The organism is Paenibacillus sp. FSL H8-0537 (assembly GCF_038051995.1).
In the GTDB taxonomy this organism is placed as follows: Bacteria; Bacillota; Bacilli; order Paenibacillales; family Paenibacillaceae; genus Pristimantibacillus.
Window position 1 is genome coordinate 877,143 of the sequence record NZ_CP150290.1, and the last position, 22,933, is coordinate 900,075.

The 22,933-nt window shown below is 47.8% G+C and carries 13 protein-coding genes; 7 read left to right on the forward strand and 6 right to left on the reverse strand.

Features of this window, described 5'->3' with window-relative positions:
* Positions 1-121: 121 nt before the first annotated feature.
* Positions 122-2,359: a carboxylesterase family protein gene (locus MHB80_RS03690; RefSeq protein ID WP_341280902.1), complete on the reverse strand. Its 2,238-nt coding sequence runs from the start codon at positions 2,357-2,359 to the stop codon at positions 122-124.
* A gap of 596 nt (positions 2,360-2,955) precedes the next feature.
* Between MHB80_RS03690 and MHB80_RS03695 the strand changes: the two genes are divergently transcribed.
* The 3 genes from MHB80_RS03695 (at position 2,956) to MHB80_RS03705 (ending at position 11,850) form a co-directional block, all read left to right on the forward strand.
* A complete protein-coding gene (locus MHB80_RS03695; RefSeq protein ID WP_341280903.1) occupies positions 2,956-3,954 on the forward strand; it encodes an S-layer homology domain-containing protein in 999 nt (332 codons plus the stop codon).
* 25 nt (positions 3,955-3,979) lie between these two features.
* Entirely contained in the window at positions 3,980-5,209 is a 1,230-nt protein-coding gene (locus tag MHB80_RS03700; RefSeq protein WP_341280904.1) for an S-layer homology domain-containing protein, read from the forward strand.
* Between the two features lie 500 nt (positions 5,210-5,709).
* The gene (locus MHB80_RS03705; protein WP_341280905.1) at positions 5,710-11,850 is read left to right on the forward strand and encodes a hypothetical protein; all 6,141 of its coding nucleotides are present in this window, start codon (positions 5,710-5,712) and stop codon (positions 11,848-11,850) included.
* A 98-nt stretch (positions 11,851-11,948) separates the two neighbouring features.
* Here MHB80_RS03705 and MHB80_RS03710 read toward each other — a convergent pair whose 3' ends face one another.
* From MHB80_RS03710 to MHB80_RS03720, 3 genes are all read right to left on the reverse strand, one after another.
* Positions 11,949-12,593: an HAD hydrolase-like protein gene (locus tag MHB80_RS03710; protein WP_341280906.1), complete on the reverse strand. Its 645-nt coding sequence runs from the start codon at positions 12,591-12,593 to the stop codon at positions 11,949-11,951.
* Positions 12,594-12,720: 127 nt separating this feature from the next.
* A complete protein-coding gene (locus MHB80_RS03715; RefSeq protein WP_341280907.1) occupies positions 12,721-13,473 on the reverse strand; it encodes an SDR family NAD(P)-dependent oxidoreductase in 753 nt (250 codons plus the stop codon).
* Positions 13,474-13,513: 40 nt separating this feature from the next.
* The gene (locus tag MHB80_RS03720; protein ID WP_341280908.1) at positions 13,514-14,284 is read right to left on the reverse strand and encodes an SDR family oxidoreductase; all 771 of its coding nucleotides are present in this window, start codon (positions 14,282-14,284) and stop codon (positions 13,514-13,516) included.
* A gap of 334 nt (positions 14,285-14,618) precedes the next feature.
* Here MHB80_RS03720 and MHB80_RS03725 point away from each other — a divergent pair, with 334 nt between their 5' ends.
* Together MHB80_RS03725 and MHB80_RS03730 are read left to right on the forward strand one after the other, a co-directional pair.
* Positions 14,619-15,272, forward strand: a complete 654-nt coding sequence (locus MHB80_RS03725; RefSeq protein ID WP_341280909.1) for a TetR/AcrR family transcriptional regulator — start codon at positions 14,619-14,621, stop codon at positions 15,270-15,272.
* A gap of 308 nt (positions 15,273-15,580) precedes the next feature.
* On the forward strand, positions 15,581-17,929 hold the full coding sequence (locus MHB80_RS03730) for an endo-1,4-beta-xylanase (protein ID WP_341280910.1): 2,349 nt from the start codon (positions 15,581-15,583) through the stop codon (positions 17,927-17,929).
* A gap of 140 nt (positions 17,930-18,069) precedes the next feature.
* Here the strand turns inward: MHB80_RS03730 and MHB80_RS03735 are convergent, their stop codons facing one another.
* Positions 18,070-19,035: an ABC transporter substrate-binding protein gene (locus MHB80_RS03735; protein ID WP_341280911.1), complete on the reverse strand. Its 966-nt coding sequence runs from the start codon at positions 19,033-19,035 to the stop codon at positions 18,070-18,072.
* Between the two features lie 193 nt (positions 19,036-19,228).
* Here MHB80_RS03735 and MHB80_RS03740 point away from each other — a divergent pair, with 193 nt between their 5' ends.
* Positions 19,229-20,986, forward strand: coding sequence for an AraC family transcriptional regulator (locus MHB80_RS03740; protein ID WP_341280912.1), 1,758 nt, complete (start codon positions 19,229-19,231; stop codon positions 20,984-20,986).
* A gap of 54 nt (positions 20,987-21,040) precedes the next feature.
* On the opposite strand, the gene MHB80_RS03745 is transcribed toward MHB80_RS03740, so the two are convergent.
* Positions 21,041-21,994 (reverse strand): ribose-phosphate pyrophosphokinase, encoded by a 954-nt coding sequence (locus MHB80_RS03745; protein WP_341280913.1) that lies wholly within the window; start codon positions 21,992-21,994, stop codon positions 21,041-21,043.
* Positions 21,995-22,262: 268 nt separating this feature from the next.
* Between MHB80_RS03745 and MHB80_RS03750 the strand changes: the two genes are divergently transcribed.
* Positions 22,263-22,772 carry a GNAT family N-acetyltransferase gene (locus MHB80_RS03750; protein WP_341280914.1) on the forward strand — a complete coding sequence of 170 codons (510 nt, stop codon included), beginning with the start codon at positions 22,263-22,265 and terminating at the stop codon, positions 22,770-22,772.
* Positions 22,773-22,933: the final 161 nt, after the last annotated feature.

Consider the following 22,933-nt stretch of genomic DNA (forward strand, 5'->3'; position numbering starts at 1 on the left):
TGGACGATGAAAACAGCCCGGCAGCGTCCATTCAGGACAACTGCCGGGCTGTTTGCTTTTTATATCGTTGCAAGCATGTCGATGCAAGGCTAAGCTGCATGCCTAACGCTGCGATTACCGCTTACCAGAAAAATCTACCTGCCAATACGCTTTCTTGCAGAAGCTTTAAGGTGTCCGCTGGTAGCTCCTGTTCCATACGGGAAAGCACGTCCGCTTTCTTGTAATATTCATTCGACATATGAATCGTCTGATGCTCATTCGAAGCATCCAGACGCAAAATGCGATTAGCGCCATCCTTAGCCGTCCACGGAGTCCATGCTGGCAGAGAGCTGGCATTTGGATTGCCGGTGTAGAGGAAGTTTTTCCAATAACCGTGAATGGCTGTTGTGAGCTCACTCCGTCCTGGCTCATTTTGCTCGGAGAAGTAGCCGTCAGGGAAATAGGCGGCAATGCCGGCTTTGCGTCCGAGAATGAAATCCATGTCCGCGCCGTGCGTTGCGCCGATCAACTGCTGCAGGCTGCTCGAAATGACACCATCCTGTGTGCCCCATGCGAAACGGTACGCATAAACGGCTGGCTGACCGGAACGAGCCGTCAGTACCTCGGCTGCACGCTCCGCGTTGAAGCCGGAATACAGCTCGCTTCCATATTTGATGGCGGCTGCATATTGTGGCCCCTTCACAGGGTCCTTCAGCAGGCTGCCGTCTGCGAAGCCAGCGGCGAAGGCAGGATCACTCAAAGCGAAGGCGGAAAACTCCGTCGCGGTGCTGCCCAAAATCATCGGAAGCTGCGCATATTTGCCGCTCTTTAATACGTCAAAGCCTTCCGCTGGCAGCACCGTGCCATCGCTGAATAAATGCGGGAACGGCGCCATGCGGATGGCCGTTCCACCGAACTGCTGCACGAGGTCCGCAGCAGGCTGCTTGCGCAAATATGCCGCAAGCTGCTCGGCTGTTTGGCCAGCTACCCACTTGGCAGCCGCCGCTTCATCGGCGGCTGTGCCATCCGCAGCGGCCAGCTTCGCCAGCGCGCTGTTCACCTTGGCGTCGCCGTCCGCCGTAGGTGCGGTCGTCATGCCGCCGCTGAGCACAATGGCTTTCTGAAACAGCCCTTGGCTCAGTGGAGAGATGACGGCCGCCATGACATCGCGGCCGCCGGCCGATTGGCCGGAAAGCGTCACATTGGCAGCGTCTCCGCCGAATCCGCCAATGTTGCCTTGCACCCATTTCAGCGCCTGGAAAATATCCAGCAGGCCGTAGTTGCCCGAATCCTGAACCGCATCGCCTGTTGCTAGGGAAGGGTGATGGAAGAAGCCCAGCGCACCTAGGCGATAGTTGATCGATACGACGATGCTGTTCGTCGCTTCGGCAAGCAGGTCGCCTTTGAAATCTTTGCCGGAGCCGGTCATATTGCCGCCGCCGTGCGCAAAGACGAGAACGGGCAGGCTTGTGCTGCTGTCAGCCGGCCGCCAAATGTTCAAATACAGGCAGTCTTCGCTGCCTGCCGCCTTGCCAGCTGCGAGCTGGGTACAATTCGCAGCGAAAGCGGTCGTCTCGAGCGTGCTTGTCCAAGCTGCTGGCGCTTGCGGCACTTTCCAGCGAAGCTCGCCGACCGGTGCCTTCGCATAAGGCACGCCGAGCCAGCTGAGCGTGCTGCTCGCTTCATCCTTGGCGCCTTTAATTGCGCCATAGGCGGTCTGCTGCGTCACATCGGCAGTGAAAGGGGCTTGTGCCGCTTGTTTTTTTATAAGCGCTGCCAGCGTTTCGCCGCTGCTTTTATGCGTTGCTTTCAGCGCTTGCGCCGTTGCGGTTGCAAGCTGGTGATTGGTCAGCTTGCCGCCTGTTTTCAATGCGGCGAGCCCTTGCTTGGCTGCAAACGCCAGCACATCGGCTTCTTTATAGTCAACGCCAGCTTCATAGCCAAGCGCCTTCAGCAGCACTCGGGCATATTCCTGCGCCGTGACAGCCTGCTGCGGGGCGAATAGGCCATCCTTATCTGCAAGCCATCCGAGATGCGGATGGGCTTTCAAATAGTTCACCAGCGGCTGAAGCACTTTGCCTGCTTTCGCCGCATCAGGGATGGAATCGCTTCCCGAATAGCTAAGTGCTTCTTTCTCTAAGCCTTTCAAACGAAGAAACAGCGTCGCTGCTTGTGCGCGGGTCGCCTGCTTGCTCCAATATTTTTCGCTGAGTGCTTTGCCATTGCCTTTAATGATGCCTTGATCCATTAGTGACTGAATTTCGGTGGATACAGCTGCTGCGGCGGGTGCCGCTGTGCTTGCGTAGCTGTAAAGCGGCATGCTTCCGAATAAAACGGCGAGGAGCAAAGCAACGACGCTCAATTGTCTGACCTTCCCCATTTGTACAATCATCCTCTCTGTTGTCATTTACCGTCATACCGTGATACCTGATCGTTTGTTCTATGATGCCCGGTATTTTTTCACAGCCCTCCTTTATGATGCCTTTTCATTATAAGAAGTCAGTTCCGATGCAACTACGACGATAACGACATCTAACATGTTTAAATCCGACTTTTTGTAATCGCTTTCATTTGTAAGTTTGGGTTGTGAAATATATTAGGGTAACTCTAACACTCAATAGGCGGTGAGAGATATCTTATGGCATATACGATTAAGGAGATGGTGAAATAACGGGCATAGTGGCGAGTTTTTCAAAATGAGCGATGAGCGTGAAGTGGATCGTATATCAACTGTTGATCATAGAAAATTAGCTATACATGGGGTAATTCGGCGGATTTCGGATAATGATGAAGGGTATTATGAGTTATTGTGACAAAATAAGCTAAAAAATGGATTGACAATATTTTATAAAATAGGGTAAAGTATAAAATAATTATGAAGCGAAGCACGCTTAAATCCTCCCGGGTTTTTTGCGTGCTTTTTTGCGCTTTATGGGGGGATGGGCTGTGCCATTTTACCTATGAAGGAGTCCCCGCATGAAGAAAAATCAATTTATGTTAACGGTCGTTGTGGCGCTTGCCTTTAATCCGGTTTTGCATGCCCAGGCGGCAGAGGCGAGGCAGCGGCTAAACGATATGGAGGGCCATTGGGCACGTATTCCTGTGGAGCAGGCGGTACAGTCTGGTTATGCGAGCGGCTATGCGGATGCTACATTTCGACCGAATAAGCCAGCTACTCGCGCAGAGCTGCTTGCCGCAGTTATAAAAGCACAGCAGCTTGAGGTGGCCAATATGGATACGCCATTTCTAGATGACAGCGGATGGTTTCGCCCTTATATGGCAGTTGGATTGAAGCTTAGTTTATTGAAAATTACGGAATATGATACAGGCAAGTTTAGGCCGAATCAAGCGATTACGCGCGGAGAAGCGGCGAGGCTCTTCGTTCGGGCGGCGGGTGAGGACAAGGCAGGACGTGCAAAGGGTTATGTCTATATGTCCAAGCAGCTTGGCCTGATGAAGGGTTATGCCGCCGGCAGGATCGGGATGGACCGCAAGCTGACGCGTGCGGAAGCGATTGTGGTCATTCATCGTTTGCTGAATTGGCAGTCAGCGCAGGCTCGCGTTGCGGGCTTGACGGAACAGCCAACTTACGTAACGACTGGGGAGCTGAAGCAGTTGGTTGTGTCACTCGAAAGCTTTTCGGGCGATGTGATGGTTAGTGGGCAAACGGTGCTGCTTAATCCTGAAGGCAACGGAAAACCCGCCGATTACAAAATAACGATGGAGTATGACAGCAGGAAAAAAGCAACGACGATATGGCTATATGAGAAGCCCATTGTACATAAACAGTTGTTAATAGAGCTATTGGCCCGTTATGTGGGGGAATCTGCGGATGCAGCTTACGGGGACGCGGTGAAGTTGGATGCTGGAAAAGCGTTGGAGGCTAGACTGCTGAAAACCTACAACGGAAAGAAAATCATAATGGACAAAAGCGAGGCCGGCAAGAGCTTGGCCATTATGATTTACTCAAACTAATCTAATCGGAAGAAGGCTGAATAAGATGGGGAAAATGGGATCGCAATGGTGGAAGGGCTCTATTGTATTGCTAGTGTTGGTGGCGGTAATGGCTACGTTGTCGTTAACGTCGGTAGATTCTAAAATGGCTCAGGCGGCTGCTCCTGTGTTTAAGGATATTTCAGGACATTGGGCGAAGGAATCAATTGAAGCTGCGGTGAAGGCGGGTATTTTGAACGGGTATCCGGATCAAACGTTTAAGCCGCAAAATCCGATTACGCGTGCGGAACTGCTCAAGGTTATTGCACTGACGACGAAGGTAGAGGCTGCGGCTGCTCCTGCGGGCAAGCCATGGTATACAGGCTATCAGAGGGCGCTGACTGATGCGAAAATCTATGCTGCTGGCGATTTCACGGGCGATCTGGGCAAGGCGGTAACGCGCGTGGAAATGGCTAAGCTCGCCGTACGCGGAGCAAATGCTGAGTACCGCGGCGCAAAGCTGACGGCGGATGAGCTGATGTTCCGCGCCGTGAACGCAGGCTTGCTGTCCCGCACAGGTGCCAAGGCGGAAACGATTGACCCAGATGGGACAACCACTCGGGCACAAGCGGCGGTTATCGTCACGCGCCTGCTGAAACTCGCGGGTGGCGGGAAGCTGTCGGTGGATCAGGGGGCTTCAACAGCGGCGGAAGTGAAGTGGCATAGACATAATATGATTACTATGTTCGGCCAGAATGACTTAGTAAAGTTTCCGCATAGAGTAAATATTGATAAAACGTATGATGTGATTATTGATCAATTGCTGGTTCTTGATCCTGCAGATAAAGCTGGTTTTTACGCAGAATATTTAAAAGGAGCCGATCTTATACTTGGCGGAGAATTAGCAAAAGAAAATCAGGGCTATGTTTTCGCATATAAACTTATTGGCAAAAACTTAATCGTAGACTCTTCTAAATGGAAATTGGTGCAATCTTCATTTTACATGTACACGGAAGGCAATAACGGCGGTGTGTTTTTAGACGATAAATATATCTTCAGTGATGGTACTGTAAAAGAACGTGATGGTTTATTTTTCAACAAGATGGCCTTTAGTTTCGATAAAAAAGATGGTAGCGGTCATAATTACAGATTTGATTTTGCAAGTAAAAAATTTGTTGACGAACAAATTAAAAAGTATGGAGCCTTGCCAATTCATCTGGAGCGATATGGCTCGCAGATGAATAAAAACTCTCAATTTTATTTGACAGAGGTGAAAGATGTATGGTTCAAAAAATAAATTGGAGAGTTTTAATTGCATCATTATTGACTATCGCGATTTTTTTGTCAGGATTGTCTATTCAACCTTCGAATATTTCTGGAGCTCCTACAATTTCAAAAACAATAAAAATTCCATTTAGCCAGGTGCAGAAATACAGCTCCGAGGTAACGTTGAGGGACTTACAGGTTAATCTTAGCTCTGCAGTACCTAATGGTTATCAAATTAAAACTTACGAGATTTGGAAGGAAGTTAGCTCTTCTAACGGTACCAGTCTTGTAAACAAAGGAAAGCTAAACACTGGTACCCCAATAAACAATAAAATTACAATACCGGAATTTGCAGGCGCACTCGTAGATGTCGAGAATAAAGGTTATACTTCTCAGATGTATTTTGCTCTGAATAGAACAATTAACGGGAAACAGTGGTATTTCTCAGCAAACAACAATGTCGAATACTTTGTATCACCACCATCTGACTCGGATTGCTGGGTCAGGGGTATAGCTGAGTGCCCAGGTAAGATGGGCAAAGATATTAATGGTAAAAGCATACCTGTGAAGATCGCAATTGACAGCGCAGGCTGGGCATTAGCTATTAGTGATGGGTTTTCCGGACCATCTACCTATATTTATAAGCCAACTGGAGATGAGATAGGATTTAGTAAGCTGAAATCTAAATCAGTTGATTTAATCAAGGCAGATCCAGTAGGTCCAAGTGCATTTGTAAAAGTTTTAAAGACGGGAAAAGAAAGTGGAACTGACAATAGGGGTTATCTAGAAATTGCAACCCTTACTGTACTTGATAATCCATTACTAGTTCCTACAGCAACAAGAACCGGGCATGCAATGAGTGCGGTTTATAACCTTGACACTTATACAAACTGGACAGCCCAAACCTATCTATACGAAGGAGAAGTTCGACTTACACTCGAGCCAATCCCACCAATAGACCAGCCCTACCTCGACTGCACCTGCAAAGCTGATCCATCTACCGTTACTTTTGCGGACAAAGCTGTTACTGTAAACTCAACAATTACAGCAACCCTAAAGCAGCGAGGCTCGCTCAAAATAAAAAACTGGAAAGTATTCGCTCGCCTTGAAGATGGTAGCCAATATCAAACGCAGACCATTGCTCAGGTTTTGGATACGATCAGTTATAAATTTGCATTCACAATACCGAAAGCCCAGTTGGTTGGCCGAGACAGCTATACCGAGACATTCGTCATGCGGGCAATAGTCACGTTCACGGATGGAACGACAGCGGAGCAGGCCATTGAATGCGCGACCACCGTTACCAAGCCGGGAGCGGCTACGCCAACTGCTACAGCTACTAATGGAGTAACAGAGCCGACGCCAGCACCAAGACCGATACTTGAAGTAAATGCCAACTGGAGTCCAACCTCTATTTTCACCGGCGACCAGGCAACTTTATCGGCGAAAGCCCGAGGTTATACCGATTATTCATGGGAATTAACTGAAAATTTAGACAAATTAAATTTTGATCAAAGAGATTTCTCTCATCCTGCGGTCATATTTAATGAACCGGGCGTTTATAAAGCCACGCTGAATGTATCTAACGACTATGAAAGCCAATCAGATACGGCGCTGCTTTATGTCAATGATCCAAAACCCGTTGCCATCATTTCTGGTGTGACGCGCTGGATTCAGGGAAGGCCGTTCCCACAGCCCTATCATCTGAATAACTCCTTTACACCGTTGTCGGATCGGGGAGTGACGATTGATTTCAACAAGTCGGAAATCCGCTATAAGAAAAATGATAGTGGCACTTACACGACTGGTGTATGGCCTGCTAAAGCACCGGATCAGCTTGGAGCCTATACCCTTCAGGGAAAGGTGCATGATTCTCAAGGGAGAGAGAGTGAATGGGCAGCCTATCCATTGGAGGTTGTACCTGATCAGCCGCCAGTAGTGGAGCTTTCCGCTGCCGAACATGGTGTGCGTCATAACGAAAATATGGTTTATATTGATGCGAGTAGCCTAGATGGCGACAAGCTGGAGCGTCTTTTGCTTGAAGAACGTTACGATGCTGACAATGATGGCAATTTTAACGAGGAATCATGGCGCACGTTATATAGCGGTACGTACAAGGACACGCACAGCGTAAAATATACGACAGTCGGCAAGCGCCAATACCGTGCAACGGTAACGGAGGATTATGGCTTGTTGGCGCAGTCTGCTATTGTGGCAACGGACATTATTAATCGTGCGCCAAGTGTTGATTTTACAGCTATTGGCCTGACCCAGCAGCCAGATCAGGGGGAGAGCAGCGGTCCGCCAGTTACCTTCTACTCTCCGGATTCGATTTTGCGCTCATGGGTCAATAAGACGCCATATGAAGGGGGTACGACGAATAAGGCAAGCTGGAAATCAAATGGAGCTAATCTAACGACTCGTTATGCTCTATGGGCAGATTTTAATGGAAGCTATAATTTAGCGAAAAATGTGAAGCCGCTGCCGGCATGGGAAGGCAGTATCGGCCAAATTTATGCTGGCTACAAAACGACGGTGATGACCGAAGCGGGCTATTATTGGGTTTACAGCTACAAACCGCCAGAGTCTAAAAACTGGGCGTTTGCCATCCGTGATATATGGACAGGCCAGATTGAACATACGTATGTACATCCCGGAATCACTTTCAAAGGGGCATTTTATCAATATCATCCGAGCCAGATGAAACAGGCTTATTTTCTGGAAGAAGGGATCGTAAATGCTTCAGGCGACACGCTGCGTTTATATAACATCGAGACTGGTCAGCTGTTGGAAGAATACCCGAATATTGCGCCGCCAGCTGCGGGAGGAGCAGCAGGAAGCAGCTATTGGGACGACCCGAGCAATAAGGTCATTGGCACAGCTTTTTCACCAGATCGGCAGTTTCTGTATGTCGCGTATCGGGAAAGCAATGGAGGGCGAACGTTTGATATTCGGCAAAAGCTTTATGTTGCTAAATATTCTGTAGCCCAAAAAACACTGTATTGGACAAAGCTTATGCATGCAGGAATAGATATGTGGAATGTTTACCAGATTGGCAGTGTAGATGTGGATGCAAGTGGAAATTTGTTATTGGCTGCGAACATGCGCAGAGGTACGGAGGATAATTGGACGGCATTATTTTATGCTGTAAATCCGAGTGGTCAATTAATAGCCAGTCATGTAACTGGCAATGGCATGCTTTCAGCAATTACGATGTCGACTGACCGGACGAAAAGCTATGCGACCTCCATGCGCTTCGAGCTTGGTAATCATGGCTACTCTCAGGTGAGCGGTGTTCTGTCTTACCATACTGCAACAAATAGCTTTACGAGGCCGGAGAAGAACAGCGGCACGATTGACGATTTGAAATTCCCTAATGAGCTCGCAAAAACAGCGGTTAATAAGCCGGGAATAATGGCGACACCGTATGGATTTTTGATTATGCCAGATGGCTCCATAACGAGAAACGATGATAGAAACCCTTACAGGATGCTTGACCAGTTTTCTGCAGCTAATGTTAAAAGCCCCACCCCAAACGATCCGGTGATGACGCAAATTTTATGGCCTAAAACAGGCTTAATCGGCCCATTTTCACAGCCTTCGGATGAATTTTGGGCTATGGCAGCTGGTGTGAAGCTCTTTAATAAAATCACTTATCAGACATCGGGTGGCCAGCAAGTTTGGGCAAGCTCAGCATTTCAAAAATTACAGCATTGGGCAGGTGTATTGAGCATTAATCAAACACCGTATTTAGGTGCGGAAACTTTTGAGAACAAAGCCTTATTCGTGACGGATGCGATGAAATATTCAGATGGAAATGGCTATGACGGAGTTGCCTTTAGCGGCGCCTCGAACGTTCTCCCAAATGGCTCTGTTCTAGGCTTTGGAACAAATACAATCTATACGGGACCGTATTCAAGCTCGCTTACAAGCAAAAAAGTAGTTATTCCTTTCAAAGGTGAATCAACGGGAGATTTGCCGCGGCTGCTTAACGATACTACGGTTGAAATTGATAGCGAGGCATGGGGCGGACTGCTTTATGATCCAACTAGCATGATGCGCAATCAGGTGCTTGAATTTGATTTATCCATCAATCATTTATCGAATGAAAAACCGGTAGGAGCGGCCATTCAAATTCAAGATGAAAAAAATATGTATGCGGTGGAGTGGATGGGCAGTACACTGACGCTTTACAAAGTGAAGAGCGGAATCAAGACTGTTATGGCTCAGGTCGCGATGCCGAGGAGTGCGGGTATCCCTTATGCCTTCAAGCTGGAATCGCTCGCGGGTGTGCACCGCGTTTCTATTAATGGGGTTAATAAGCTGGAAGCGACGGATGCAACGTACCAAAAGGGATCAGCAGGCTTGATGTCGCTTGGGCAGCAGCAGGCCTCGTTTAGCCAAGTGAAGCGCATCAATTATGGCGATTCCATTCCAGAGGAAACCTATGAGGCCGTGCTTATAGGAGAACAGATTTTATACAATAAGCTATTTAGTGATCCCGAGACAGATGCTAGATTAGCGGAAAAATGGAGCTACGCGCATAATCCAAGTTATTTTGCTAATACGCTCGGCCTTAGCCAATATAATGGAAGAGCTTTCGGCGCGGCGCTAACTTCACTCGACAAGCCCGGACTGTATGCCATCACTTATACGGCACAGGATAATCCCGGTTTGGCTGATTACCGTTTGTTCTCAGAGCCTGTTATTAAATCGCTTTATGTGCACCGCAGGCCAATTGCGCAGCCGGATATTTGGTTTACTGGCACCATTTATGCTGGAGGGGAAGCGCTGGATTATTTGACGCACGACACGTCCTATGACCCGGATGTTCCCGGATATTTGGCGGATCGCTTGTTTCGAACGCGCTGGTCGGACGAGAGAGCTTGGACAATAGGGAAAAGATTGCTTTACAGCCGCCCTGGCGTCGAGCTTATCGTTCAGGAGCAGGTGAAGGACATGCATGGGGCATGGAGTTTCTGGTCGGAGACGAGAGTTTACAAGGAGGCGCTATCTCCAGTTAATCAGTCTAGACCGGAAATGGTTTTGACTTATCCTAGCGGCACATCTTCTGCTCCAACGGTTGTCCTGAACGATCCAAATCTGATGTGGATATACCGGGATAAAGAAAATGATCCGCAGGAACAGTTTTATTTGAAATTAACGTATGTGGATAATGGTCAAACGGCGCTAGAGGTAGAATACCCGGGCGATGATGCGAGCTTCCAGCTTGAAGCGGGCACGATAGATATTGGACGCAAGGTGAAGGTGCAGGGGCGCGTATTCAGTCGTGGAGCGTGGTCCGATGATAGCAATGCCGCATATTTTATCATCGATTCGCCGCCCACTACCTACTTGTTAAGCTACGACGGAGCAGCAGCAGCAGAGCCGATTTATACAAATAACAATCGTCCGGTCTTGCGTGTATTTACCATTGATCCTGAAAATGATCCTATCACAGCAATTGATTACGAGGTATTTTTCCATGCCGCCGGTCGCAAAGTGCTGGATACTAATATGGCGAATGCTGCGACCAGCCATGTACCAACACTTCCTTTGCAGGAAGGTTTGCATTATTGGAAGGCAAGAGCGTATGACAGTTATGTATGGGGTCCATACAGCAGCAATGGCTATCTCTTTGTGGATACGGTGCAGCCGGATGATGTGGAGGAGCATCTTGAAATTAAACCGACCTCGGTAACGGTTAATTTTAATGCTTTTAGCGATGCGGCCCCATCCTCAGGCCATGCGGCTCGGGTCTTTTATATGCAAAAGGTTAATACAGATGGCAGTGTGACAACGATTGACTTGAATGGCGATGGTTCAGCCGAATACAATATGGCTCTGCCGGCGGCTGCCCGTTCGCATCAAATAGCGGGATTAATTCCCGGACAAGCCTATCGATTGACGGTCATAGATACGGATGTAGCGGGCAATCCAGGGAAATATGCGTATATTTATTTTGTGACGAATCGTCCGCCAACGATTAATGTAGACTGGTCTCCGAAACCGATTTTTGAAGGGGACATGGTAACGTTCGAGGCGAATGCAGCTGATCCAGACAAAGATACGCTAGCTCTAAAGATGGAGCTTAAGTCGCCTTCCGGGCAAAAATATGCGTATGAATATACAGTTTCCTATCCTTATGGGAAGACAGGGCCGAGGCTCAAAATGGAGCAGACTGGCGCATGGCAGCTTAGCGTCACTGTAGATGATGGTCTAGCCGAACCGGTAACGATCTCCCAAACCGTACAAGTACAGCCGCTGAAAGTAGCGGGAATGGTCAATCATACGGACGATTGGAACAGCATTCGTAAATCCTATAATAAAAAGCAGAGCGGGGATGAAGAAGCTCCACGTGCATATAGCGTATTTTGGGCAGGAGAAAAGTTCATTTTGGTAGCGAATGCGACAGAAACGGGGACGGATACGAAGCCGGAGCGCGTAGAGGTTGTCATGAACAGATTTCAAACGAAGCTGGAGGTGAAAAATACGGCGGGCACATTATGGGCTGGCGAGCTATGGGATGCCTCCTTCGAAAAGCTTAACAAAGGAACATTAAGCTTCACATTTACAGCTTATTATAATAACGGAACGGTGAAGCAGGATGTCGTCCATGTATCGATTGACGGCACAGTTAATGAGGTTCTGGGCGTTCATCGCGTGCGATAGAGCCTGTTTATATAGTAAACAGTAAAACTGATGTCGATACTCGGCTGGCGTCAGTTTTACTGTTATTCGAGGCTGATATGTTTTTGCCATATGTGAGGTTAAGAAGAGGTGGATTCTATCAGACGCAAAAGCTCATTTGGCTGGTCAATTAAATAACTAGGCTTGCCGGATACCAGCAGTTCCTTAGGATCGAGTCCCCATGTGACTCCGACTACCTTAATGCCGCATTTATGGGAGGCTATGATATCCCGCAGCTCATCACCGACGTAGATTACATCCTCCCGTCGAAGCTTGTTTTCTTTCAAATAGCTTTGAATGGTCTTATGCTTGCCGAACAGACCGTTGGAGCTGCGTATTTCATGCAAGGTGTGAATACCGTGTGGCTGCAGGAAATCTGCGACGTTGTTTGCGGCGTTGGATGTAATTACGGATAGCTTTATGCCGCTTTGCAGCAAATGGCTCAATACCTCTTGCATTCCGTTACAAAATGGAATGGAGGCTACATGCTCGTTATATTTCCGTTTGAATTCCTTGCTGATTTTGCGAAACAGCATAAACCGATAAAAGGGGACGTCAAGCGCCTTGAATCGCTCCTGCAAAGTAAGCTTGCTCAGCTTTTTATATTCCTCTTCCGTTATAGGCTTAAAACGATATTGCACCGCCATTTCATTATAGATGGTCAAAATAGCGGCAGCAGAGTCGGCAATCGTGCCGTCAAAATCAAATATAATATGCTTGTACATACCAGCATCAGCTCCCTTGTTATGCCTATTTATACTATAAAGAGGCGACGATAACAACAAGTATGGTTGACTGCAAAAAAAGAGCAGCATCTGCGGGCAATCGGCAGCTGCTGCTTGCTAGTATGAATTAAGAGCGTTTAAAGATAAGAAAGCCATCTTCAACAGGAATCGTCTGTCCATTGATAGCCGAAGCCTCTTCGGAGAAGAGGAAAGCTACAACATCAGCAATCTGCTCCGGCTGAATGAGTTTTTTGCTCAGATGCTGCTCAGCAAGGAAGGTTTTGAAATCATCGCCGTCCTTGATGATCGGTGTATCAATAAAGCCCGGTGCTACTGCTGTTACGCGAATGCCGTCCTCAGCAAGCTCCAGTGCTGCCGATTTTGTCATCATAATGACCGCAGCCTTTGCAGCCTGATAAGCAAAGCTGCCTTTAGCAGCCATGTAACCGAAGATGGAAGCGGTATTGACAATAATACCTTTAACACCAAGCTCCTTCATTTTCTTGGAAGCATAGTAGATACCGAGATACACGCCAAATTGGTCTACGGAAATAACATGGTTGAAATATTCCGGTGTGTGATCCTCAAAGGAGCGAATATCCCCTACGCCAGCATTGTTGAAAATACCGTCAAGCGTCCCATGCGTTTGAACTGCTATGTCGATCATGTTTTTAACATCTTCGACACTGGAAACGTCGGCGCGGATCGCGGAAGCTTGTCCGCCGGCTTGCTTGATCAATTCCGCTGTTTCTTTAGCGGTTGCTTCATTGTAGTCGGAAGATACGACGATAGCGCCTTCGGCAGCAAGCTTTAAGGCAGTCGCACGTCCAATGCCGCTTCCCGCACCTGTAATAATGATGACTTTGTTTTCAAGCTTCATAGTGGATAGTCTCCTTTTCGGTTAGGTGTTTATCTAGTTGTTATTGTCCGACCATACCGCCATCGACCGTATAAAGAGATGCTGTAACGAATGATGCTTCATCCGACAGGAGGAAGTTCATTACCGCTGCCACTTCTTCCGGCTCGCCGTAACGACCCATAGGTGTTGCCGCTTCATTGGCTTTTTTGAAGGCCTCCGGATTGCCGAAGTTTTCTTCAATTTGACGCATCATGCGCGTATTGATTGTGCCTGGCAGAACGGCGTTGACACGAATGCCAAGCGGAGCAAGCTCATTAGCTGTAACGCGAGTTAAACCGATTACGGCATGCTTGGACATGATGTATGGGGACATGCCTGGTGCGCCCATAAGGCCTGCCAGCGAGGAAGTGTTCAAAATCGCGCCGGATTTTTGCTTTTTCATCACAGGAACGACATAGTGAAGGCCGAGGAATACGCCGCGAACGTTTACGTTATATACAAGGTCGAGTGCTTTCACGCTTTGCTCTTCGATAAGTCCAGATGGGCCTTCGATGCCTGCATTGTTGGCGAAATAATCGATTGTGCCAAATTTTTCAACGGCTTTATTGACGTAGTTTTCAACATCCTCTTCTTTGGAGACGTCTGCTGCTACGATTAGGGAGTTGGAATCGTCAAGGCCAAGCTCAGCAACGACTTGCTGCAAGGCTTCAAGCTTCAAGTCTACTAGGACCAAATTAACTTTACGCTCTACAAAACGGCGGGCAAGCTCTTTTCCAATGCCGCCAGCGGCGCCTGTAATGACTGCGGTTTTCGTTGTTGTTGTAGTAACCATGTTTTATCGCATCCTTATCGTATAATTTAGTCGAGCGTTATGTTGAATGAATATGATGTATGTCTGCCATTACAGGTTACACTTCACAATGTTGTCACGACAATAATCAATACTCTCTTCAGTGTCACGTAGGTGACAGGTAAAGAATATATGTCTACTTTTGGACGGAAATTGAACATATGAAGCTCAATTGTTGATTTTGCTTATGATGTTTAAATGTATTCCAACGTATGCATGTCTTGGATGCTTAATAGGTAGGCAAGATTAGCTGACATTTATTATGGAATATTGAATGAGGTATAATAGAAACAATATGACCTATAAGCTTTGGAGGATGAGCGCATTGGCAACGGAGGATCAACTGGACCGAAGAACAAGAAGAACGCGTCAAGCGATTAAAGCTGCATTCGTGTCGCTCATATTAGAGCGAGGATATGAGGCTGTGACCATACTTGATGTGGCGAAGCGGGCGGATTACAATCGCGGCACTTTTTATAAGCATTTTGTAGGCAAAGAAGAGCTGCTGCAAGAAATACGAAGCGAATTTCTGCTTGGCTTTGCCGAGACCTTGCTCATCCCTTACGAGGGGATGGATCTGGTAAAGGCAGAAGATATTTATCCTTCGGCGCTGCAGCTGTTTAACCATATTGAGAAAAATAAAGATGAATTTCAAGCGCTGCTCTCTGTAGATCGCAGCTTCGGGTTCGAGCTTTACGACGTGCTTCGGGAGTCGATGAGGCGCGATATGCACATTATTATGGATGAGGGAAGCCCCGCTCTAGACTATGAAATAATGCTTAGCTACCAGATGTCAGCTGCAATAGGGGTTATTCTTTATTGGGAAGAGTCAGGCTTTAAATATTCCACGTCCTACATGGCGGATCAGTTAATTGGACTGGTCAATCGCAAAATGGATAAAATCACCTTCAAAAAAAATGTGACTTCTTCATCTCCAACGGTAAGTGTCTATTCCCCTTATAATCAGTGATGCCTAAGATTGGCTTGCCATCTTCTACAGCTGCTGTATAAATTATAATTACAAATTTTTCTATTAATTGATATTGTAGGCTGGTCTAGGAAGATGTATAATTTTTACACGGGTCGTTCCCAGCTTTATCTATCGGGTATCTTGCTTGCAAAGGGGTAGGCTCTTTCAACCAACATAGGGAGGAGGCGCGTCTAATTAAAAATATAGACAAGTATTTGTCGTTAGCTTCGCTTATGTATGTTGAATGACAGTACTACGGATTTGTGAGTGGTTACCGTAACCGAATAGAAAAAGGAGTGAATTAAAGAATGAGTATTCGTCAGCTTTATCCATTTATGAAAGCGCTTAAATTTCTGATTATCCTAAGCTTATTGCTTCCCCTCTATTGGGCAAAGCCTGTGCAAGCGGAGGAAGCCGGAAATACCTTGCTCCAGTTGAGCGATTTCGAGGATGGTACGGCGCAGCAATGGGTTGGCCGCGGCGGTGAGGAGGTTCTGGCTGCGAATGCCGCAGCAGCGCGCAGCGGAGCCTACGGCTTGGCGGTAAGTGGACGGACAAACACTTGGCATGGACCTTCTCTGGATGTGACAAGCCAGCTTGAGATTGGGCAAACGTATGAGTTTATTGGTTGGGTCAAGCTGCCTGCTGGAGCAGCAAACACCAATATTTCAATGTCTCTTCAGCGCACATTGCCAGCGGGTACCCGCTATGAGAATATTGCATCTGGAGCAGTCACAGCGAGCGGCTGGACGAAGCTGCAGGCTGCATTCAAAATGCTCGAGCCGGCCACACAGGTATCGGTTTATTTTGAGGTATCAGGAAGTGCAACCGCTTCCTTCTACATCGACGATTTCCGGTTAGAGCGGCAGCCGGATCTCGGCCCAATTATTATTGAAGAGGACATACCGTCGCTTCAAGATGCTTTTGCCGGAAAATTTCTGCTTGGCTCGGCTTTTACGAATGATGAGCTTCTGACCGAGCCTGACAAACAGCTTCTGACCAAGCATTTTAACAGCGTAACGCCTGGCAATGTGCTGAAGTGGGATAGCACAGAGCCGCAGGAGAACGTATTTAATTTTACGGAGGCAGATGCTGCTGTAGCTTTCGGTGTGCAAAATGACCAGCAGGTGCGGGGACATACGCTAGTCTGGCATGCGCAAACGCCGGATTGGGTGTTCCGGGACGCGAACGGTAACCTGGTCAGCAAAGCGGTGCTGTATGCACGCATGCAAAATCATATTCAGACGGTAATGGAACGATATGAGGGCAAAATATATGCATGGGATGTAGTGAATGAGGTCATCGATGCATCGCAATCAGATGGCTTGCGCCGCAGCCTGTGGTATCAAATTGCGGGTGAAGAATATATTGAAAAAGCATTCGAGTTCGCCCATGCGGTAGACCCGACTGTTAAGCTGTTCATTAACGATTACAATACGCATGAACCGGCAAAAAGCCAGGCGCTGTATAATTTAATTACACGTTTGCAGGCTAAGGGCATTCCGGTTGACGGCGTCGGCCACCAGACGCATATCAGTCTTTATTACCCGACGCTTGCAGAAATAGAAAGCTCCATCATCAAATTCAAAGCGTTGGGACTGGAAACGCATATTACCGAGCTGGATATTAGCGTCTATTCGGATAATTCACAATCCTATGAGACATTTTCGGAGGAGCTAAAAACACGCCAAGCCAATTTGTACAAGTCGCTGTTCCAGGTGTTTTTGCGGCATACGGACACCGTTACGAATGTGACCTTATGGGGCAAGGATGATGCGCATACTTGGCTTCGCACCTTCCCGGTAGCCCGCAACAATTGGCCGCTCCTATTCGATGAGCGATTGCAGTCCAAGCCCGCCTATTGGTCGGTGCTGGAAACGGTCGAGACGCCTGAGGGGCCGCTCGTTCCTGCTGCGCCGTCCGGCTTAACAGCAACAGCTGGCAACGTGCAGGTACAGCTTGCATGGAATACGGTAGCTGGCGCGACCTCGTATACGGTGAAACGGGCGACGACGAGCGGCGGGCCATATACGACGCTGTCTGCTGCTGTAGCTGGCAGCGGATATAATGACACAGCCGTTACGAACGGAACGACCTATTATTATATTATTCAAGCGGTCAACAGCGCAGGCACAGGAGCAGCCTCAGCCGAAGCAGCCGCCACACCGAGCGGTACAACCGGACCAGAGCAGCCTTCTGGTTCATTAGCGGTAGCTTACCGGGCAGGGGATACCAATGCTGGGGATAACCAACTGAAGCCGCAGTTTATTATAAAAAATAACGGGACCGCTCCCATCGCATTGAGCGGACTTACTATTCGCTACTGGTACACGATTGACGGAGAAAAACAGCAAAATTTCTTCAGCGACTATGCCCAAGTAGGCAATAATAATGTGGCGGGCAGCTTCGTCAAGCTGAGCACGCCGCGGACGGGCGCCGATCATTATGTGGAGCTGTCTTTTAGCGCTGGCGCTGGCAGTATTCCGGCGGGCGGAACATCTGGCGAAATTCATACGCGCATTCATAAGAACGATTGGACGAATTTCAGCGAGACGGATGATTATTCTTTTAACCCGCTGCGAATCACTTATGCAGATTATACAAAGGTCACCTTGTATCAAAACGGAAATTTAGTGTGGGGCACGGAGCCTAGCTAAACGAGGAAGGAAGGGCGGAAGGCATAGCGTTGCCTTTTCGCCCTTCCTTATTTAACGATAGGCTGAATCAATCAGCTTGACCGACAAAGGAAGACGATTGATCAGCACATGAATAGGTCTATTAGGGTCTATTCTGTGGCCTATTGCAGCTTAGTTTGCTTGGAGGCTAATTTTTCAGCAATTTCTTCTGCCTGATATATCGTCGTATAGGGATCAGCAGAAAGGTATTTATGAATATCCAGCTCATATACCTGGTTATTTTTCATGGCATCCATCCCCGCCCATATTTCAGGAATATCTTCTTTATCGCTGTTTTCGGACTTCATAAGCAGGAGATAATCGCCTACATATTCCCCAAATAGCTCGGAGCTGATATCCATGCTTTCCTCGCCTTTATCAATTAAATCCTGTTTGATTTTTGTAGCAGGCGTGAGGCCAAGCAAGTCGTATACCGCTTTACCGCCGCGGTTTGCACTTTTTCCAACAATGCCTACATTGGTAAGCCAATTAAAATCGGCTATCGTAAAGGTGGCGCCAGCCGGTACGGCCGCCTGTGCTTTTTTGCGCGCTGCTTCTGCTCTTTGGGTAAACTGCTCATTCCACGCTTCAGCTTCCGTCTGGCGATTCAGAATTTCACCCATAGCGGTCACCTCCTCTTCCATGGATGCATATTCGTCAGGCACGAAAACGACCGTCGGAGCGATTTTGGAATAGGAATCATAGGCATCCTTGTTCCACGTAATAATGAGATCAGGCTCAAGCGCTACCATTTTTTCAAGTGAAACCTGATTGTGATTTCCGATATCCGCTGTTTTCTCCAGAGGCTTGCGCATAAACTCGCCATAATCGAGAAGGCTGTGAGGCACTCCGATAGGAGTGACGCCTACAGCAAGCACATGTCCGATATTCCAATCTACAATAATGCGCTCGGGCTGAGCTGGGATTTCGATCTCGCCAATAGATGTGTTTATCATCCGAGTTACCGGTGTTTGGGCTGTATCCTCCACCTGTTCAGCAGTCTCCTGATTAGCGCAGCCAGCGAGGAATACAGCAAGTGCTAGCATGGCAAGGCATGCCATTTTGTGAAAAGCTTGTTGTCTAAACATCTCGAACCCTCTTTCTAATTGATAACAATTTTCATTTGAATCTCACTTTAGATGAAATTTTTAGATTGTACAATGACCAATTCGGAACGAGAGCATACCCGTTTCGGAACTTGACTAAAGATTGTATTGAGAATCGTTATCATATATGATGAGGATGCACGCCCGTTTTAATGCTAACGATAGGAGCTTTCTTATGGATATAGAGCAATATGCAGCGCTGTGGGACAATAGGCCAGTCCGGCTATTGGATGTCCGGCGTTATGAATATGAGATTAACCAGGCACCTAGCTCCCAAATATGTCCATCCAACACCTTTTTATTTGTCATGCGCGGCCGAGGAATCATATGGCTGGATCAAGAGATGCATAGGGTTGACACCTGCTATGCCATTCATGGCAGCCAAGGGGCGCATCTAAGCGTCATAGCCGATGAGGCGATAGAGCTTTATTGGGTTGTATATATGTTTGTGGGGCCTTTGCCCGTGGATGCTGCGGATTTGAATGCCCACTTTGGCATGCAGCTATCCTATCCTTCACCGCTTTTGGCGCATATGGCGCAGCTGCAGAGGCAATGGGAAAACATTGATTATTTGGAGCGTATCCAATTGACTTCCCAATTTTATCAATGGCTGTACGAGCTGCTGAAGCAAATACGGCAGCATCGCGCACTAGCCTCAGGTCTTGACCGAACAACGCAAATCATTGGCTATTTTGCAGAGCATTATAAGGAGTCGCTAACTGTTGAGCACGTAGCAGCTGCATTTAATTGCAGTACCCGTTATATAAACCGACTGTTCCATAATCGGCTTCATATGAGCCCAGGACGTGTGCTGGCTCAAATTCGCATGGCTCAAGCAACGCGACTGCTTAGACAAACGGAAGCAACCCTGCAAAATATTGCTGAGCAGGTCGGTTACGCGAATGGTTTCACATTGAGCCGTTATTTTAAAAAGAATTTCGGAATCTCTCCCAAGCATTATAGGGAGCAGCTTAGAAAATACGGACCAACCTTCGAAATAGGAGCTAGCGAGCTTGATTCAGCTGTAAAGGTATGGCTAGGAGCGAATAGTGAAGAGCCAGTCATTCGGGGAAACAACAATCCAAGTGCAAGAACGCTTGCTACGCCAATGGGCAGCATTCAGGTTCCGGCTACGCCGAGCCGGGTAGTGGTGGATTGGGATATCGGCCATGTTTTGGCGTTAGGGGTTACACCGCTAGGAGCGCCGTATTCTCTTATCGGGGGCAAGAAGTGGCTTGAGCCCTATACGAATGCGGAGGCTGTGAATATCGGCAATCATAACCACATCTCGCTGGAAAAGGTTCTGGCATTGGAGCCAGACCTGATTATTACCTGGGACCCCGGCGCATACGCCTCGTATGCCCGCATTGCGCCAACGGTTGTTTATCAAAGCGGAGCGTACCAGACAATAGCGGAGGAAATGCAAGCGATGGGCCATATTTTAAATCGACAAGAGGAAGCGGCTGCATGGCTAAGTGAGTTCGTGCGGCGGACAACTATAATACGCAATCATGTAAGCAAATATGTTCCCCCTGGGCGTACATTTACAATAGCTGATCCGAATTGGGGCGAGCACGTCGACCTGATAGGAAACAGCAAGGGCCGTGGCGGCAGAGCTGTCTATGAGCTGCTGGGATTTAAGCCTGCCGAAAAAGTGCGGCGTGAAATCATAGAACAGGGGCTTGAATATGCCCAAATAGACAGAAGGGAAATTAGCGCGTTTCTTGGCGACTATTTGCTCATGCTGAATAGTCCGCATGGCAGCTCCGCTACACATTCAATACTGCGGCATGAGCTGGATAAAGTGTCGACCTGTGAAGTGATAAATCTAGAGTGGAGTAAATATTTTTTATCCGATCCCTTGTCGACATTGCTGCAGGCGGAAGAAATCGCGCAGCGAATTACGGCAGCGGGCCCCATTCGTATGCGGTAATCAAACCAAATAGGACGATTGGGATCTATGATTGCTGAAAAATGTATTCGGATGTTAAACCTTGCCTGAGTTAACCTGTGTATCGATGGAGCCGCCCTGAATAATAATTTGAACGGCAGAAGCGATAATCGGAGCTATTGGCAAAATGACAAGCTTCTCGCCAAAAGCCTCATGCTCCTCCTGTATCGCAATCGTATCGGTGACGACGATTTCACTGATATTTGGCGAGGCCAGCAAATTGTGGGCCCCTCCCGAAAAAAGTCCATGCGTAGCGCAAACATAAGCATTCTCAGCGCCATTTTGCTTAAGGGCATTAACGACATTGACGATTGTATTTCCGGTATCAATCAAATCCTCAATTATGATAGGCGTTTTGCCCGCTACATCCCCAATAATATGCGTTATTTCCGTCTGGTTGTGAGCGGGGCGGTTTTTGATCATAATAGCGAACGGGCAATCCAGCTCGCCCGCAAGCTTTTCCGCTGTTGAGGCGCGTCCTGCATCGGGAGAAACGACGACCGGATTATTAATATTTTTGCTTTTCAAATGGTGGATAATAAGATCGAGGGCGGTTAAATGGTCAACCGGAATTTCGAAAAAGCCTTGAATCGGATCGGCATGCAGATCAATCGTTACGATGCGGTTGGCGCCTACAGTCGTCAGCACCTCGGCGACCAGCTTCGCCGAAATTGGCTCGCGGGGAGCGGTTTTTCGCTCTTGGCGGGCATAGCCATAATAGGGCAGGATCAAATTAATTTTATTGGCCGAAGCACGCTTGGCAGCATCAATGAGCACAAGCAGCTCCACCAAATGCTCATTGACCGGATGGGACATCGCTTGAATGATGAAGACGTCACAGGTGCGAATAGGCTCCTGATAGGAAACGTGAATTTCCCCGCTTTGATGTCGGGTAATGGCCACATCGCCAAGCGGCTGCCCGAGCAATGAACAAACCTGCTCAGCGAGCTTGCGATTGGATGTGCCGGAAAAAAGCTTTATTTTTTGCATCCTAAGCCTCCTAAAGGAAAAGCGTTTCGCCAACTTTTTGTTTTGAAGCTTGAAAATTTAAAGTCACACAAAACGCTGTCTATTGGCATCGTAGTATCGGACATCTCCGATGCGGTCTTTACAGAAATTATTCGCGGCATTGAAGATTTATTCGATGAATTACAATGACGACTACTGGGGGCTTGGATCGAAATACGAATATTGAGCTTAAAACAGAAATTGGATATGCTAGAGAAGATGAAGCAGAGATAGAAAAGGAGCTGAGGGCATGGGCCAATCATTGCGAGTAGAAGAGCTGACAGAACTGAATGAGCATACGTTAGAGGAGTTAGTCGGGCTCATTGTCGAGGTCGTAGAGGATGGAGCGTCGATCGGCTTCCTGCCGCCCCTTAGCAGGGAGGATGCCAAAGCTTATTGGCAGGGCGTATTGGAGCCGGGCACATTGCTGTGGGTTGCCAAGGAGGGAGAGCGAATTGTCGGTACCGTACAGCTTCAGCTGGCGCAAAAGCAAAATGCGACCCATCGTGGGGAAATCGCCAAAATGATGGTGCAGCCCCAGCAGCGGCGCAAAGGCATTGCCAGACTGCTGATGCAGCAAGCGGAGGAGCGGGCTGTTGCGGAAGGACGAAGCCTGCTCATTTTGGATACGCTAGAAGGAGCGCCTTCTAATATTTTGTACCAGTCGCTGGGCTTTACTGAAGCGGGGCGTATTCCGAAATTCGCTCGTTCAGGCGATGGCAACCTATATGCCACGGTATTATATTATAAAGAAATATAGCCCACTTACATATTATGAAAAATATGAGCTAATAGAGTGGGTGAAATAGCGATAATACCCCCTAATAACGAATATCGCCAAAAGCCCAATTAGGAGTTTACCGCTCTTAATTGGGCTTTTAAAAGCATCTTATATTTCATCTGATTAAATATCAACTATAT

What these genes read in the sequence shown, in the direction of transcription:
- MHB80_RS03690 (WP_341280902.1), bottom strand. Translation starts at nt 2,359, where the DNA reads ATGGGGAAGGTCAGACAATTGAGCGTCGTTGCTTTGCTCCTCGCCGTT.
- MHB80_RS03695 (WP_341280903.1), top strand. Translation starts at nt 2,956, where the DNA reads ATGAAGAAAAATCAATTTATGTTAACGGTCGTTGTGGCGCTTGCCTTT.
- MHB80_RS03700 (WP_341280904.1), top strand. Translation starts at nt 3,980, where the DNA reads ATGGGGAAAATGGGATCGCAATGGTGGAAGGGCTCTATTGTATTGCTA.
- MHB80_RS03705 (WP_341280905.1), top strand. Translation starts at nt 5,710, where the DNA reads ATGGGCAAAGATATTAATGGTAAAAGCATACCTGTGAAGATCGCAATT.
- MHB80_RS03710 (WP_341280906.1), bottom strand. Translation starts at nt 12,593, where the DNA reads ATGTACAAGCATATTATATTTGATTTTGACGGCACGATTGCCGACTCT.
- MHB80_RS03715 (WP_341280907.1), bottom strand. Translation starts at nt 13,473, where the DNA reads ATGAAGCTTGAAAACAAAGTCATCATTATTACAGGTGCGGGAAGCGGC.
- MHB80_RS03720 (WP_341280908.1), bottom strand. Translation starts at nt 14,284, where the DNA reads ATGGTTACTACAACAACAACGAAAACCGCAGTCATTACAGGCGCCGCT.
- MHB80_RS03725 (WP_341280909.1), top strand. Translation starts at nt 14,619, where the DNA reads ATGAGCGCATTGGCAACGGAGGATCAACTGGACCGAAGAACAAGAAGA.
- MHB80_RS03730 (WP_341280910.1), top strand. Translation starts at nt 15,581, where the DNA reads ATGAGTATTCGTCAGCTTTATCCATTTATGAAAGCGCTTAAATTTCTG.
- MHB80_RS03735 (WP_341280911.1), bottom strand. Translation starts at nt 19,035, where the DNA reads ATGTTTAGACAACAAGCTTTTCACAAAATGGCATGCCTTGCCATGCTA.
- MHB80_RS03740 (WP_341280912.1), top strand. Translation starts at nt 19,229, where the DNA reads ATGGATATAGAGCAATATGCAGCGCTGTGGGACAATAGGCCAGTCCGG.
- MHB80_RS03745 (WP_341280913.1), bottom strand. Translation starts at nt 21,994, where the DNA reads ATGCAAAAAATAAAGCTTTTTTCCGGCACATCCAATCGCAAGCTCGCT.
- MHB80_RS03750 (WP_341280914.1), top strand. Translation starts at nt 22,263, where the DNA reads ATGGGCCAATCATTGCGAGTAGAAGAGCTGACAGAACTGAATGAGCAT.